Below are 14258 nucleotides of genomic sequence, written 5' to 3' on the forward strand. Positions count from 1 at the left end.
CGCGGGCGCACCCGGCGACCGTCCGCCGGGTGCGCACGGTCCGGCTGGGCACGACGTCGGCCGAGGCGACCGTGATCCTGCACGACGAGGGCCGGGTCCGCGCCGCCGCCGTGCGGCTCGAGGGCCGGCGCGGCACGTGGCGGGTGGCGGTCCTGGAGATCGGGTGAACCGGGCCGGGACCGCAGCACCCTAGGCCGGCTCGACCACCAGGTCCGCCGCGTGGCGGGTCGTCGCGATGAGCTCGGCGTTGCGCTGGTCGGAACCCCTCGCCCAGGCCTCGGCGTCGGGCAGGGGCTTGCCGAACGCGTGGTGGCGCGCGACGAGGCGGCGCAGGCGCTCGGCGTCGGGCAGCTCGAGGTACCAGACCTCCGCCATGCGCGCCCGCGCCGCGGGCCACGCGCCGTCGGGCACGAGAAGGTAGTTGCCCTCGGTGATCACCAGGGGCTGGTCCGCGACCTCGGTACCCGCCGCGACCGGTTCCTCGATCTCGCGCCGGAACTCCGGAGCGTAGACCGCCGGGTCGCCGGGCCGCCGGTCCGCGATCCGGCCGATCAGGGCGGCGTACCCGGCGTCGTCGAAGGTGTCGACGGCGCCCTTGCGGTCGCGGCTGCCGTGCGCCGCGAGCACGGCGTTGGAGAGGTGGAACCCGTCCATCCCCACGACGACCGCCGTGCCGGGTGCGAGCGCCGCGACGAGCGTGGCGGCGAGGGTGGACTTGCCGGCGCCGGGCGGGCCCGCGATGCCGAGCACCTGCGTCCGGCCGGTGCGTGCGGCCTCGGCGACGAGGCCGGCGGCCCGCTCGACGAGGTCCTGGGTGGTCAGGCGCACAGGTGCTCCAGCCACGACCGGGGGCCGACGTGCTGCACGCGCAGCGACGCGACCCGGACCGCCTCCTCGACGGCGGCCTCGAGATCGGCGCCGCGGCCGAGCGCGACGGCCAGCGCGCCGTGGAACGCGTCGCCCGCGCCGAGCGTGTCCCGGACGTCGACGGTCGGGACGGTGGTGGTGCCGCGGCGCCCGGACTCGTCGCACCACGTCACGGGGTCGGGGCCGTGCGTCGCGACGGTCGCGCGCGAGCGGTCGACGCCCTCGGGCGGGTAGAAGTCGGCGGAGGCCGCCGTGACGTCGGCGCCGCCGAGGAGGTCGGCGAACACAGGCCGCCAGCGGCCGGCGTCGAGCACGACGAGCGGGCGCGGGTCGAGCGCTCGCACGTAGGCGAGCACGCTGCGCGCGAGGCCGGGGTGGTGGCCGTCCAGCAGCACGACGTCGGGCCGGGGCAGGGTGTCGAGCACGTCCGGGGTGACGTCGAACGTGCCGGCGAGGGTGGCGTCGGGCGACACGACCGACCGGTCACCGGTCGCGTCGTCGACGACGACGGCGGACACCGCGAGCGAGATCTCCTCGCCCGCGGCGACGTCGTGCACCTCGACGCCGTGCCGCTCCAGGTCGCCCCGGGCGGCCGAACCGACGGGGCCGGAGCCCAGGGCGCTGACGAGCAGCGCCCTGGCCCCGAGCGTGGCGGCGGTGACCGCCGCGTTGGCCGCAGGACCGCCGGCGGACACGTCCTGCCGCACGGCGGTGATCTTCTGGTTGGGACCCGGTCTGACGGTGCTCCGATGGATCACATCAAGCGTCGTCAACCCGGCAAACCAGCACGTCAAACGTGGTTTTTGACGGTCGGTGGCTGCGGCTTCGAGCATGTGCAGAGGTTACCCGTGAAACCGGGTGTCACTGACCGGCCGGGTACGCGCGCTCCGCGAAGACGCGGAGCGTGTCGCGCACGAAGGTCGCGCCGCCGGTGCCCCCGTAGTTCGTGGAGAACCGGTCGTCGGCCACGTACAGGTCGGCGAGGCCCAGCAGGTAGCCCTTGTCGGGCAGCGACCGCTGGTGGCCCGGGGTGCCCGGGACGGAGACGAGCCACGCGGCGTGCCGGGCGGCGAGCGCCTGCGCCTCGTCCGAGGCGGGGTCGGTCCCGGCCTCGGCGGCCTCGGCCCATGCCGAGCTCAGCTCGGCGACCTCGGTCTTGAACGCGGCCTGCTCCTCGGCACCGAGCCCGCGCCACCAGCGGTCGCCCTGCTCGTAGGCGTCGCGGCCCCAGCGCTCCGTCACCTCCTGCTCGTACCGGGTGTGGTCGAATCCGTCGAGCATGTCCTGCGCCATGATGTCCTCCTTCGCCTCGGGGTCCTGCTCCAGGGCCGTGACCGTTCTCTCGACCGATGCGATCTGCCGCGCCAGCCGGTCCTGCTCCGCCCGCAGGGAGACGAGGTGGCGACGCAGCGCCGCCGCCTCGTCCTGTTCGCTGTCGAGCACCTCGGCGATGTCGCCGAGGCCGAGACCGAGGTCCCGGAGCAGCAGGATCCGCTGCAGCCGCACCAGCGCGGTGCGGTCGTAGCGGCGGGGCCCGCTCGCCGTCGTCCGGACGGCGGGCAGCAGCCCCACGGCGTCGTAGTGGCGCAGCGTCCGGCTCGTGACGCCGGTCAGCCGCGCGATCTCCTGGATGGACCAGTACATGACCTCCACGGTAGAGGTTGACGTCGCGTCAACTTCAACCTCCTTCTCGCCGCTCGGGTCACGCCCCCTCGAGCGCGGCCCACTCCTCGTCCGTGAACAGGCGGGAGCGGATGAGGAACCGCACCCCTTCGGGCGCCTCCACGCTGAACCCGGCGCCGCGGCCCGGCACCACGTCGATGGTGAGGTGGGTGTGCTTCCAGTACTCGAACTGGTTGCGGCTCATCCACACCGGCACCGTGAACTCGTCGACCGCGAGGTCGCCGAGGTGCACGTCGGCGTCGCCGGTGAGGAAGTCGCCGTCGGGGTAGCACATCGGGGACGACCCGTCACAGCAGCCCCCGGACTGGTGGAACATGAGGTCGCCGTGCTTGGCGCGCAGGCGCACGAGCAGCTCGGCGGCCGCCTCGGTCACGGCCACGCGGGCCGGTGCGGACACGTCGTCGGACATCAGGGCCTCCCTCCCGGGTACCGCGGCCGGGCGCGTGCGCCCGGCCGCGGCGTCGCGGCGTCCGTCAGAAGAAGCCGAGCTTCTGCGGCGAGTAGCTGACCAGGAGGTTCTTGGTCTGCTGGTAGTGGTCGAGCATCATCTTGTGGTTCTCGCGGCCCACGCCCGACCCCTTGTAGCCGCCGAACGCCGCGGCGGCCGGGTAGGCGTGGTAGTTGTTCGTCCACACGCGGCCCGCCTCGATCGCGCGGCCCGCCCGGTACGCGGTCTCGCCCGACCGGCTCCACACGCCCGCGCCCAGGCCGTAGAGCGTGTCGTTGGCGATCTTGATGGCGTCGTCGAAGTCGGCGAACTGCGTCACCGCCACCACGGGCCCGAAGATCTCCTCCTGGAAGACCCGCATCTCGTTGCGGCCCTCGAAGATCGTCGGCGTCACGTAGTAGCCGCCCGCGAGGTCGCCGTCGAGCTCGGCGCGGTGGCCGCCGGTGAGCACCTTCGCGCCCTCGGCCCGGCCGATCTCGAAGTAGCTGAGGATCTTCTCGAGCTGGTCGTTGCTCGCCTGGGCGCCGATCATCGTGTCCGTGTCGAGGGGGTTGCCCTGCTTCACCGCCTCGGTGCGGGCCACGGCGTCGGCCAGGAAGTCGCCGTAGATGTCGCTCTGGATGAGCGCGCGCGACGGGCACGTGCACACCTCGCCCTGGTTGAGCGCGAACATCGTGAAGCCCTCGAGCGCCTTGTCGTAGTAGGCGTCGCGGGCCGCCGCGACGTCGCCGAAGAAGATGTTCGGCGACTTGCCGCCGAGCTCGAGCGTCACCGGGATGATGTTCTGCGAGGCGTACTGCATGATCAGGCGGCCCGTCGTGGTCTCGCCCGTGAACGCGATCTTGCGGATGCGCGGCGAGCTCGCCAGCGGCTTGCCCGCCTCCGCGCCGAACCCGTTCACCACGTTGACCACGCCCGGCGGCAGCAGGTCCGCGATGAGCTCCATGAGGTAGAGGATCGACGCCGGCGTCTGCTCGGCCGGCTTGAGCACCACGGCGTTGCCCGCCGCGAGCGCCGGCGCCAGCTTCCACACGGCCATGAGGATCGGGAAGTTCCACGGGATGATCTGCCCGACGACGCCGAGCGGCTCGTGGAAGTGGTAGGCGATGGTGTCGCCGTCGATCTCGCTGATCGACCCCTCCTGCGCGCGGATGGCGCCGGCGAAGTAGCGGAAGTGGTCGATCGCCAGCGGCATGTCCGCGTTGAGGGTCTCGCGGACCGGCTTGCCGTTCTCCCACGTCTCGGCGACAGCCAGCTCCTCGAGGTGCTCCTCCATGCGGTCGGCGATCTTGTTGAGGATGATCGCGCGCTCCGTCACGGACGTGCGCCCCCAGGCCGGTGCGGCGCCGTGGGCGGCGTCGAGGGCCCGGTCGATGTCGTCCGCGTCGCCCCGCGCCACCTCGGTGAAGGTGCGGCCGGTGACGGGGCTGGGGTTCTCGAAGTACTGCCCGTTGGCCGGGGGCACGTACTCGCCGCCGATCCAGTGGTCGTACCGGGCGCGGTAGGTGGCGATCGCCCCGTCGGTCCCCGGCGCTGCGTACACGGTCATGGTCTGCCTCCTCGCAGGGTCCCGCGGCCCGCCCGGGTCTGCCCGACGGCGGAGCCGCACCTCGGGTGCACCAGCGCACCCGAGTGCGGCGAGCGTAGGCAGCGCCGGGTTGCATCGGCGTTGCAACCCGACCGTGACCTTCGCCGGGCAAGCGGGACGCGGGCGTCGACACAGGCAGGGCGAGGACAAGGTCGCCGCCCGCCGCGGGCGCGCGACGAGCCGAGACCCCGGAGGCCGCCCGTGAGGACCGCACAGCACGCCCTGCCGACACCCGCCCTGCCCCTGGTCGTTCCGCTCGCCGCGGCCCTGACGGTGGTGCTGGCGCTCACCGGCTGCACCGGGTCGGAGGACGGCGGCGAGACCGCCGTCGACGCGACGAACCTGTCGCTCCCGGAGGCGGGACCCGACATCGCCCCCGCCCCGGAGCCCGCCCCGATCGCGCCGGAGGACGCCGAGGAGTACGAGGACTCCCCCGAGCAGCCGTTCCAGGACGTCGCCACGAGCCCGCTGTCCACGTTCTCGGCCGACGTCGACACGGCGTCGTACTCGAACCTGCGCCGCCAGGTGAACCAGGGCGTGCGGCCGGAGGGGGTGCGCATCGAGGAGCTCGTCAACTACTTCGACTACGACTACCCTGCACCCACCCCGGGCGCCGAGCACCCGTTCACGGTGACGACCGAGGTCGCCGCCGCGCCGTGGAACCCGGAGCACCAGCTCGCGATGATCGGCGTGCAGGCGACGGAGGCGATCCCGACGTCGGAGGGCAACAACATCGTGTTCCTGCTCGACGTGTCGGGGTCCATGGACGAGCCGAACAAGCTGCCGCTGCTTGCCGAGTCGTTCGCTCTGCTCGTGGAGCAGCTCGGCGAGGACGACCGCGTGTCGATCGTGACGTACGCGGGCGACGACCGGGTCGTCGCGGACTCGGTGCCCGGCTCCGAGCACGGCGTGCTCGTCGACCACCTGCGCTCGCTGCGCGCCGGCGGGTCGACGGGCGGCGCGGCCGGGCTGGCCACGGCGTACGAGCTGGCGGAGAAGAACTTCGTCGAGGGCGGCAACAACCGGGTGATCCTGGCGACCGACGGCGACTTCAACGTGGGGCCCGCGACGCCGCAGGAGCTGACGGAGCTCGTCGAGGCCGAGCGCGAGTCCGGCGTGTCCGTGTCGGTGCTGGGCTTCGGCATGGGCAACCTCAAGGACAGCACGATGGAGGCGATCGCCGACCACGGGAACGGCAACTACGCCTACATCGACACCCTGGCGGAGGCGCGCAAGGTACTGGTGGACGAGTTCGGCTCGACGATGTTCGTCGTCGCGCAGGACCTCAAGGTGCAGGTCGAGCTCAACCCGGCGCGGGTGGGCTCCTACCGGCTCGTCGGGTACGACAACCGGCGCCTGGAGGACGAGGAGTTCGCCGACGACGCGCGCGACGCGGGCGACGTCGGCGCGGGGCACTCCGTGACGGCGTTCTACGAGCTGGTCCCCGCCGGGTCGGGAGACGCGGAGACCACGGACCTGACGTACTCCGACCGCCAGGTCGGCACGAGCGACGACTTCATGACCGTCCACGTGCGGTACAAGGAGCCGGGCGGCACGGAGAGCACGCAGGTCGACTTCCCGGTCGAGGCGGACGCGCTCACCGCGACGCCGTCGGCGGACTTCGCCTTCGCGTCCGCGGTGGCCGAGCTGGGGCTCCTCGCGTCCGGGTCGGCGTACCGGGGCGACGCCGACCTGGACGCGGTGCGGGAGCGGGCGGCCGACTCCCTTGGGGCCGACCCGTACGGGCTGCGGGCGGAGTTCGTGGAGCTCGTGGACGCCTATCCGCGCTGAGCAGATTTCTCCCTGCGAAAGAGATACGTGCAAAGGCACCGATATTCGCCCGGAAAAGCGGCGGCCGTTTACCGAAGATGACGGGTCGCGAAATTTCCGGACCCGGAGGAAATGCGCGATCAGTTTCCGTCGTGCGACGTGAGGATGGTGCGCTGGCCGACCGGCTCGCGCGTCTCGAGGGTGCGCTGCGCGCCCTGCGACTGCTGCACCATGTCGACGGCGGTGCGGAGGTCCTCGGCGGCCCAGTCGAGCGAGGTCTCGATGTGGGTCGCCTGCGCGAGCAGCGTGTGGGCCTGCGTGACGGACGACGGCGGGGCGTCGGTGACCCGCTGGGCGACGGCGGCGCGGGCGTCGGCGAGCGCCTCGGCGAGCACCTCGCGCGTCGCCGGGTCCGCGACCTGGCCCTCGGAGTGGTCGTACACGCGCTGGGCCGTGTCCAGCACGGCGGCCAGGTCCTCCGACCGGTCGGACGTGGTGCTGACCTGCGCCTCGATCTCCGTGGTCAGCGCGAGGAGGTGGCTGGCCTCGTCCGCCTTGGCCGCGCCGGACCAGAGACCGATCGCGACGGCGAGCCCGGTGACGGCGGCGGCGCCGTAGGTCCAGCGGCGGCGGCCGCGCGCTCCGGCGAGGTCGGCGACCGGCGGCTCCGGCGTGCCGAGCGGCGGCAGCTCTGCCTGGTGCTCGGTCCGCTGCGGTGCGTGCTGGGGCGCGGGGCTCGGCGTCGAGCGCTGCGCGGTGCGTGGGGTGGGTGTCTGGCCGCGACTGTCGCCGGCCGGGTCGTCGGTGTCGGACACTGTACTTTCCGGTCTGGACAAAGTGATGGTGTTCAACTCTTCCCCCAAAGAGAGTTCCCTGAAAACTATGTGTCGGGCCCCCTGGCCCGGCAACAACCCGTGCGAATGACGCTAGGACTACTTTTCAGGTCCTGCTCGGTGAAACCGTAATACGTCTGTGATCCGCTCGGACGACTTCTTCCCCGGCGCGTCCCCGACCCGCCCTTGAAGATCTCGGGAGCAACCCTGTCGACAGCCGTGGCCCGATGCCTACACTGGCCTGGTTCGACGACGACGTGCGAACGAGATCAGGGGCAGCATGGCGCAGGTGCCACACCGGGACGCGCAGTGGGTGCGCGCGGCCTACGAACAGTTCGTCGGTTCCGCCGGCTCGCAGGAGCCCACGGGGATCGACCCCGTCGTCGCGGCCTCCTGGCGCCGGTCCCTGCGCAACGGCGTGGACCCCGACCGCCCCGGGTCGGTCACCGTGGCGCCGTCGGACGAGCTGGACGACTACCGGCGCCGCCACCCGCTCGCCGTCGCGATGCCGCTCGTCCGGGACCTGGTCGGCGGAGCGACGGGCGACGACCTCGTCGTCGCCGTGTCGGACGACGCGGGCAGGCTGCTGTGGGTCGAGGGCCGCGGGCCGGTGCGCTCCACGGTCGACCAGGTCGGGTTCGTCGAGGGCGCCGTCTGGCGCGAGGAGTCGGTGGGCACCAACGCCCCGGGCACGGCGCTGGCCACCCGCCGCCCCGTGCAGGTGCTCGGCGCCGAGCACTACGCCCGGCCCGTCCAGCGGCTCAGCTGCACCGCCGCGCCGGTGCACGACGCGTCCGGCGGCATCGTCGGCGCCATCGACCTCACGGGTGGCAGCGCGGCCGGGACCCACGTGGCGCTCGCCCTCGTGCGCGCGACGGTGGCCATGGTCGAGCGCGAGCTCGCGGCGCGTGCGACGGCGGGCGGAACCGACCCTGCGCCATGGACACGCTCCGCCGCCGTGGACGCCGCCCCCGAGACCCTGCCCGATCTCCGGCTCCTCGGCGTCCCGACCCTGCGCGGCCGTCGGCTCTCCCTGCGCCACGCCGAGATCCTGCTGCTCCTCGCCGAGCACCCCCGCGGCCTGACGGCGGAGGAGCTCGCCGTGCTGCTGCACCCGGGCGACCTCTCACTGGTGACCGTGCGCGCCGAGATCTCTCGCCTGCGCCGGGTCGCGGACGCCGTCCTCGGTGCACCCCTGCTCGCCGGATCGCGCCCCTACCGGCTGGCCCGCCCCCTGCGGACCGACGTCGGCGTCGTCCGCGAGCACCTCGCCCGCGGCGACGTCCGCGCCGCGCTCGCGGCGTACGGCGAGTGCCTGCTGCGCCGGTCGGTGGCGCCGGGCGTCGAGCAGCTCCGCGAGGAGCTCACCGAGGAGGTGCGCTCAGCGGTGCACGCCTGCGCGGACGTCGCGGCGCTCGAACGGTGGACGATGCGCGCCGAGGGCGCGGACGACCACGGCGCGTGGGTGCGGCTGGGTGAGCTGGCCGAGCCGGGGAGCCCGCTGGCACTGCGGGTACGGGCGCGGCTGGGGGTGCTGGAGCGGCGGTTGGGGTGAGCGCGGCAGCCCCCGGGATCGTTTCGCCCCTTCGCCGTGTTCACAACGACGACAGCACACGCGCCCCCGAGGAGGACCCATGACCGCCCCCGTCGACCCGTCCGAGAAGTTCGCGCAGTACGCCCACCCGGAACGCCTCGTGAGCACCGCCTGGCTCGCGGAGCACCTCAAGGACCCGGGGGTCGTCGTCGTGGAGTCGGACGAGGACGTGCTGCTCTACGAGACCGGTCACATCCCCGGCGCGGTCAAGGTGGACTGGCACACCGAGCTGCAGCACCCGCAGATGCGCGACTACCTGGACGGCGCGGCGTTCGCCGCCCTCCTGGGGAGCAAGGGCATCGCGCGCGACACCACGATCGTGCTGTACGGCGACAAGAACAACTGGTGGGCGGCCTACACCGCGTGGGTGTTCACGCTGTTCGGCCACGAGGACGTGCGCCTGCTCGACGGCGGCCGCGGCCTGTGGACCGCCGAGGGCCGCGAGCTCACGACGGACGTGCCCGCCCCTGCCCCGGTCGAGTACCCGGTGGTCGAGCGTGACGACACGACGGTCCGCGCCTTCCGCGAGGACGTGCTGGCGCACCTCGGCACGGGCCCGCTGGTCGACATCCGCTCGCCGCAGGAGTACACCGGCGAGCGCATCGCCATCCCGGACTACCCCGAGGAGGGCGTCCTGCGTGGCGGCCACATCCCCACGGCGCGCAACGTCCCGTGGGCGACGGCGGTGGCCGAGGACGGCACCTACAAGACCCGCGCCGAGCTCGAGGAGATCTACACCGCGGGTCTCGGCATGAGCCCCGACGACGCCGTGATCACCTACTGCCGCATCGGCGAGCGCTCCAGCCACACCTGGTTCGCACTGACGCATCTGCTCGGCTACCGGAACGTCCGCAACTACGACGGCTCGTGGACCGAGTGGGGCAACGCGGTGCGCGTGCCCGTCGCGACCGGCTCGGAGCCGGGCACGGTCTGAGCCCGCCTCAGTCCCGGCCGAAGGCCGTGCGCAGCTCGTCCTTGGCGCGCTCCAGCACCTCGCGCTGGTCCGCGTCGAGGTCCTTGCCCGCCCGGTTGATGTAGAAGGTGAGCATCGACATCGCCGACCGGTACGGCGAGCTCTTGCGCCGGTCGCTCGCCTCCGCCGACTTCTTCAGCGAGCGGGCGATCCGCGCGGGGTCGTCCCACGTGAACACGCCCTCCTCGAGGTCGAGGGCGTCGCTGCCCTCGGTGACGCCCTGGGACCAGCGGTCCGGGCCGTCGTCGTCGCGCGTCTTCTCGGCCATGCTCCTCACGCTACGACGACGTCGTGCCGCTCGCCCGGGCGCTGGCCCGCGCGAGCGGCACGGTGAAAGGATGAACGGATGAGTACCGACGACACCGCACTGCCCGCGGCTCTCGCCGAGCTGCGGGACGCCTTTCTGGAGACGCCCGAGCGGGACCGCCTCCAGCTGCTGCTGGAGGTGTCGCGCGAGCTCCCGCCGCTGCCCGAGCGGTACGCGGACGCGCCGGAGCAGCTCGAGCGGGTCCAGGAGTGCCAGTCCCCCGTCTACGCGTTCGCCGAGGTGGACGACGCCGGCGTGGTCGCCTTCCATGCCACCGCACCCGAGGAGGCGCCGACCACCCGCGGGTTCGCGTCGATCCTCGCGCAGGGCCTCACCGGGCTGACGGCGCAGCAGGTGCTCGACGTGCCCGACGACTATCCCCTCCAGCTCGGCCTCACCAAGGTCGTCAGCCTGCTGCGGCTGAACGGCATGGCGGGCATGCTCGCCCGCGCCAAGCGTCAGGTGCGCGAGCAGGTCGAGGCCGCCCGCGCCTGACCCGCGCGCCCGGTCAGCCCCGCACGGTCAGCCCAGCCGGGACCGCAACCACGGGATGCAGGCCTCCGCCTGGATGCGCTGGAACGCCCGCAGGTGCGGGATGCCGGGCGGGGCCTCGAGCAGCGAGCTGCGCACGAAGTAGGCGGTCAGCACGGCCACCCACACGGTCACCGCCTCGGGGTCCGTGCCGGCAGGGAGAGGCGTCCGCGCCAGCACCTCCTCGGGCGACGGCCCGCCCGTGGCAGCGACGACCGGCAGCGTCGCCGTCTGGTCGACGAAGGCCGGCCCGCGCTGGGCGTGCGGCCAGTCGACGGCCACGGCCTCCTCCCCGCCGTCCGCCGACCGCACGACCAGCGCGTTGTCGGCGCGCAGGTCGTTGTGCACCAGCCGGGACCCCGTCAGCGCCTCGCGCTGCCGGTCGGGCGCCGCCAGTTCGGCGAGCCGGTCGAGGTGGGCGGCGAGCCAGGGGTCGTAGGCGGCGAGGGCGGCCGGGCGCTCGTCGGCCAGCAGGCCCGCCTCCGGCCAGAGGTGGTCGGCCGCGTCGGGGAACGCGCCGCCCGCGGGCACCTCGTGCTCGGCGATCCGCCGGGCGAGTCGCTGCAGCCGATCGAGGTCGTCGAGGTCCCAGGGCTCGGACCGCAACGCCCGGCCGTCGACGGCGTCGGACGCGATCACCACCCAGGACGGCTCCGTCTCGCCGGGGTCGGCGATCTCCTCGGCCCAGCGGAACGCAGGGGCGGGGACGCCGGCGGGCAACGCGGCGGAGCGGACGGCCTCCGCGCGGTGGAAGCGCGCGGCGTCGGCGTGGTCGGTCGACGCGACCTTGACGAAGGCACGACCCGCGGCCGTCTCGAGCGTCAGCGCCCACCCGGGCGAGAAGCCGCCGTCGTGCGACGCCCACGCCGTGACCGGACCACCGAGGCGCGCCACGACGACGTCGCGGACAGGAGCGGGCAGGTCGGGCCAGGTGGGTCGGATGCGGGACATCCCGCGATCATCCCAAGCACCCCGTGCGGGAGCTGAATCATTTTCGGCGCGCACCGTTCTGTTGGACATCCGTCCTATATCACGGTTGTGATGTCGGGGTTGCCGTGATTCCTGGTGCATTTCGCCGCCGGGGCGGTCCTGGAATGTCGGAATCAACCGGCCGAATGCATGCGCATGCACCGATTGACAGGGTGAAAGAAGACACCCACTCTGCTTTCTGGTGAACACACATGTGTGCTCCACCAACTGTTACGACGGAGCTATTCGAGGGGAAACACCATGATCCGAGGATTCCGTGCAATCAGTCGTGCTGTCGCAACCGTGGCCGTCTCGGCCGGCCTGGTCTGCGCAGCCACCACCGGTGCGAGCGCCATGGTGGCGGCCGAGGGGGACACCCCGGCGGTTCACCAGGTCAGCGTGTCCGAGCCCGCAGCAGAGGCCGTCCCCGCGGAGGCCGTCGTCGAGGCGCCGGCCGCCGAGGAGACGGTCGTGAGCGACCCGGTCCCGGACGTCCCCGTCCCTGACCTCCCGGTGCCGGACCTGCCGGTGCCGCTGCCGACCCCGGGCCTGCTGGACGGCCTGCTCGCGGCGATCGGCAACCTGCTCGCCTCGCTCCTCGGCGGCCTCCCCGTACCGGTCCCCGTCCCCGGCGTGTGACCCCACGCCCCCGTCTCGCCGGACGCCGCCAGCACGCCCGGCACCCGACGTCCTTTTCACCGGCCGTTCGTGAACGGTGGGGCCGGTGACAAAGGGCTCCTGAGGAAGAGCCCCCTTTCCGAACCGGAAAGGGGGCTCTTTCTCTGCCCGGAGCCGAGATGGTCCGCTCCGAGAACGACCTGGGGTACCGATTCTCCGCCGAATCGGTACCCCAGGTCGTTCTCGCGAGGCCCGGCGCCCGGAACGGTCAGAAGTCGAAGAGGTCCTCGAGGAAGGACTCGCGGCGCTTCTTCTTGTACCGGCGGTCACCGTACGAGTCGTACCGGCGGTCGCCGTCGTACCGGCGGTCCCGGTCCCGGTCGTACCGGCGGTCGTCGTCGCGGCGACGGTCGTCGTACCGCGGGTCGTAGGCGGGCTGCGGCGTGCCGTACGCGGGACCCGCCTGCACGGGGTTCGGTGCCACCGGCGCCGCAGGCTGGTTCTCGGCGGCGATCTCGGTCTCCACCGAGCGGTCGATGACCTTGTCGAGCTCACCGCGGTCGAGCCACACGCCTCGGCACGTGGGGCAGTAGTCGATCTCGATCCCCTTGCGCTCGGACATGACGAGCGTGGTCTGGTCGATGGGGCACAGCATCGGATTCTCCTCGCGGTCGCGTGGTCTACCCGTGGCCCAACGCGCGGGGCGGCGCCGTGGTTCCGGCACCCGGAGCCACCTGCGCGAGCGCTCCGGTGGTGCCCGCGTCGGCGGCCACGACCGCCCACACGATCGCGGCGACCACGAGCAGCGCGGCGAGCACGGCGAGCGTGATCTTCCACGCCGACCAGGGCCGCTGGCCCACCACCTCGCCCGTGCGGGCGTTGACCAGCACCTGGAACGGCTTGCCGCCGTAGAGATAGGTGGCGATCCACACCGGCAGCAGCAGGAGCTTGTAGGTCACGGCGGAGTAGTTCGTGTGCACCTGGTGCACGCGCTGCTCGTCGCCGCCGATGTCGCTGCGGCAGTCCCGCTCGATGACGGGCGCCATCTTTCCCTTGGCGCGCTCCAGGCCCGCTTCGGGCTCGACGTCGTAGCGCAGGGTCTCGTACCCGGCCAGGTAGTCCGGCTGGTACGGGCGCGCGTCCTGGAGCGGCCACGGGCTGAGCTTCGCCAGGTGCTCGGGCATGACCCGACCCGTGCCGGCCACGAGCACGTCGTCGAAGTCGCGCGCGACCGTGCCGGAGGCGGGGTACCACCGGGTCTTGCGCACCTGGCGCGTCTCGGTACGGGTGCGCCCCTCGGAGTCGGTGGTCGTGTACGTCTCGGTGACCCAGTAGTGCTCGCCGCGCTGACCCGTGTACTGCGACCGGGTCCGCGCGTCGAAGGTCCAGTGCGGCAGGTAGACGCCGTGCGCCTGCTCGGCCGAGACGACCCGCTTGAGCGCGGACGGCGCGAACCACCGCGAGCGCACCCACTCCCGCAGCCTGCTCTGCATCGAGGCGCGGTCGACCTCGAACGGCAGCACGGCCTCCGGCTCGACGAGCCCGAGGTTCTCGACCTCCGCGACCATCGGCGACCCGCAGAACCCGCACCTCTGGGACAGGTGGTCGCTCGTCGTGACCGCCCCGCACGTGCCGCACCGGAAGTCGTGGGTGGCCGGGGCGGCGGGGCGGGGTGCCGCGGCGAGCGCCGCGTAGTCGTGCTCGCGCACGTCCCGCTCGGCCACGGCGACGTGCTGCACGTGCCCGCAGTACGGGCAGGTCAGGGCGCCGGTGCCGGCGGTGAACTCGACGCTCGCGCCGCACTGCTCGCACGGGTAGGCGTGGTGGGCGGCCCGGCCGCCCTCGGTGAGCTCCGCCATCTCAGGCCTGCGGCAGCGGAGGCGGCGTGGCACCCAGGTGCCTGGCCACCTCGGGCACCGCCGACGCCGGCTCCCAGCCCGCCATGCCGGCCCGCCACACGAGCGTGCTCGCCGTGAGCGTGCCCGCGGCGGCCTGCCCGGCGAGCGCCGCGTCGTCGAACGGGCCCGACTGGCTGCCGCCGTTGCCGAGGTACCAGCCGGGCAACGGGGGCGGCCCG

Annotated in this window: 17 protein-coding genes; 6 read left to right on the forward strand and 11 right to left on the reverse strand. The window is 73.1% G+C overall.

The genetic code is table 11. From position 1 onward, the window contains the following. The coding region (locus HLB15_RS24355; protein ID WP_283243443.1) for an Rv3235 family protein at positions 1 to 167 on the forward strand (167 nt) is incomplete at its 5' end. Between the two features lie 22 nt (positions 168 to 189). On the opposite strand, the gene HLB15_RS18165 is transcribed toward HLB15_RS24355, so the two are convergent. The 5 genes from HLB15_RS18165 to exaC form a co-directional block, all read right to left on the reverse strand. Further along, positions 190 to 843, reverse strand: a complete 654-nt coding sequence (locus HLB15_RS18165) for a nucleoside/nucleotide kinase family protein (RefSeq protein WP_311979591.1) — start codon at positions 841 to 843, stop codon at positions 190 to 192. After that, a complete protein-coding gene (locus HLB15_RS18170; protein WP_171107246.1) occupies positions 819 to 1700 on the reverse strand; it encodes a PfkB family carbohydrate kinase in 882 nt (293 codons plus the stop codon). Before HLB15_RS18170 ends, HLB15_RS18165 begins: the two co-directional genes overlap by 25 nt. Before the next feature lie 28 nt (positions 1701 to 1728). Continuing rightward, entirely contained in the window at positions 1729 to 2511 is a 783-nt protein-coding gene (locus HLB15_RS18175; protein ID WP_171107248.1) for a MerR family transcriptional regulator, read from the reverse strand. A 58-nt stretch (positions 2512 to 2569) separates the two neighbouring features. Further along, positions 2570 to 2959 (reverse strand): DUF779 domain-containing protein, encoded by a 390-nt coding sequence (locus tag HLB15_RS18180; protein WP_171107250.1) that lies wholly within the window; start codon positions 2957 to 2959, stop codon positions 2570 to 2572. Between the two features lie 64 nt (positions 2960 to 3023). After that, positions 3024 to 4547 carry an acetaldehyde dehydrogenase ExaC gene (exaC, locus tag HLB15_RS18185; RefSeq protein WP_171107252.1) on the reverse strand — a complete coding sequence of 508 codons (1524 nt, stop codon included), beginning with the start codon at positions 4545 to 4547 and terminating at the stop codon, positions 3024 to 3026. A 240-nt stretch (positions 4548 to 4787) separates the two neighbouring features. On the opposite strand from exaC, the gene HLB15_RS18190 reads away from it, so the two are divergent. After that, the gene (locus HLB15_RS18190; RefSeq protein WP_229784958.1) at positions 4788 to 6377 is read left to right on the forward strand and encodes a vWA domain-containing protein; all 1590 of its coding nucleotides are present in this window, start codon (positions 4788 to 4790) and stop codon (positions 6375 to 6377) included. 119 nt (positions 6378 to 6496) lie between these two features. On the opposite strand, the gene HLB15_RS18195 is transcribed toward HLB15_RS18190, so the two are convergent. Then, positions 6497 to 7171, reverse strand: a complete 675-nt coding sequence (locus HLB15_RS18195; RefSeq protein WP_171107255.1) for a hypothetical protein — start codon at positions 7169 to 7171, stop codon at positions 6497 to 6499. A 298-nt stretch (positions 7172 to 7469) separates the two neighbouring features. Between HLB15_RS18195 and HLB15_RS18200 the strand changes: the two genes are divergently transcribed. Together HLB15_RS18200 and HLB15_RS18205 are read left to right on the forward strand one after the other, a co-directional pair. Further along, positions 7470 to 8744, forward strand: a complete 1275-nt coding sequence (locus tag HLB15_RS18200; RefSeq protein ID WP_171107257.1) for a sigma-54-dependent transcriptional regulator family protein — start codon at positions 7470 to 7472, stop codon at positions 8742 to 8744. A 79-nt stretch (positions 8745 to 8823) separates the two neighbouring features. Next, the gene (locus HLB15_RS18205) at positions 8824 to 9717 is read left to right on the forward strand and encodes a sulfurtransferase (RefSeq protein WP_171107259.1); all 894 of its coding nucleotides are present in this window, start codon (positions 8824 to 8826) and stop codon (positions 9715 to 9717) included. 7 nt (positions 9718 to 9724) lie between these two features. On the opposite strand, the gene HLB15_RS18210 is transcribed toward HLB15_RS18205, so the two are convergent. Further along, positions 9725 to 10024, reverse strand: coding sequence for a DUF3175 domain-containing protein (locus tag HLB15_RS18210; protein ID WP_171107261.1), 300 nt, complete (start codon positions 10022 to 10024; stop codon positions 9725 to 9727). Positions 10025 to 10102: 78 nt separating this feature from the next. Between HLB15_RS18210 and HLB15_RS18215 the strand changes: the two genes are divergently transcribed. Next, positions 10103 to 10558: a SufE family protein gene (locus HLB15_RS18215; protein WP_171107263.1), complete on the forward strand. Its 456-nt coding sequence runs from the start codon at positions 10103 to 10105 to the stop codon at positions 10556 to 10558. A gap of 27 nt (positions 10559 to 10585) precedes the next feature. On the opposite strand, the gene HLB15_RS18220 is transcribed toward HLB15_RS18215, so the two are convergent. Further along, positions 10586 to 11545, reverse strand: a complete 960-nt coding sequence (locus tag HLB15_RS18220; protein WP_171107265.1) for a phosphotransferase family protein — start codon at positions 11543 to 11545, stop codon at positions 10586 to 10588. Between the two features lie 321 nt (positions 11546 to 11866). On the opposite strand from HLB15_RS18220, the gene HLB15_RS18225 reads away from it, so the two are divergent. Next, positions 11867 to 12202 carry a hypothetical protein gene (locus HLB15_RS18225; RefSeq protein WP_171107267.1) on the forward strand — a complete coding sequence of 112 codons (336 nt, stop codon included), beginning with the start codon at positions 11867 to 11869 and terminating at the stop codon, positions 12200 to 12202. Between the two features lie 247 nt (positions 12203 to 12449). Here the strand turns inward: HLB15_RS18225 and HLB15_RS18230 are convergent, their stop codons facing one another. The 3 genes from HLB15_RS18230 to HLB15_RS18240 form a co-directional block, all read right to left on the reverse strand. Then, on the reverse strand, positions 12450 to 12836 hold the full coding sequence (locus HLB15_RS18230; RefSeq protein WP_171107270.1) for a TFIIB-type zinc ribbon-containing protein: 387 nt from the start codon (positions 12834 to 12836) through the stop codon (positions 12450 to 12452). Between the two features lie 25 nt (positions 12837 to 12861). Then, complete coding sequence (locus HLB15_RS18235; RefSeq protein ID WP_212760054.1) at positions 12862 to 14040, reverse strand: TFIIB-type zinc ribbon-containing protein; 1179 nt, start codon at positions 14038 to 14040, stop codon at positions 12862 to 12864. A 1-nt stretch (position 14041) separates the two neighbouring features. Further along, on the reverse strand, positions 14042 to 14258 hold a 217-nt coding region (locus tag HLB15_RS18240; RefSeq protein WP_171107271.1), incomplete at its 5' end, for a DUF4339 domain-containing protein.

Source organism: Promicromonospora citrea, assembly GCF_013004695.1.
Lineage (GTDB): Bacteria > Actinomycetota > Actinomycetes > Actinomycetales > Cellulomonadaceae > Promicromonospora > Promicromonospora citrea.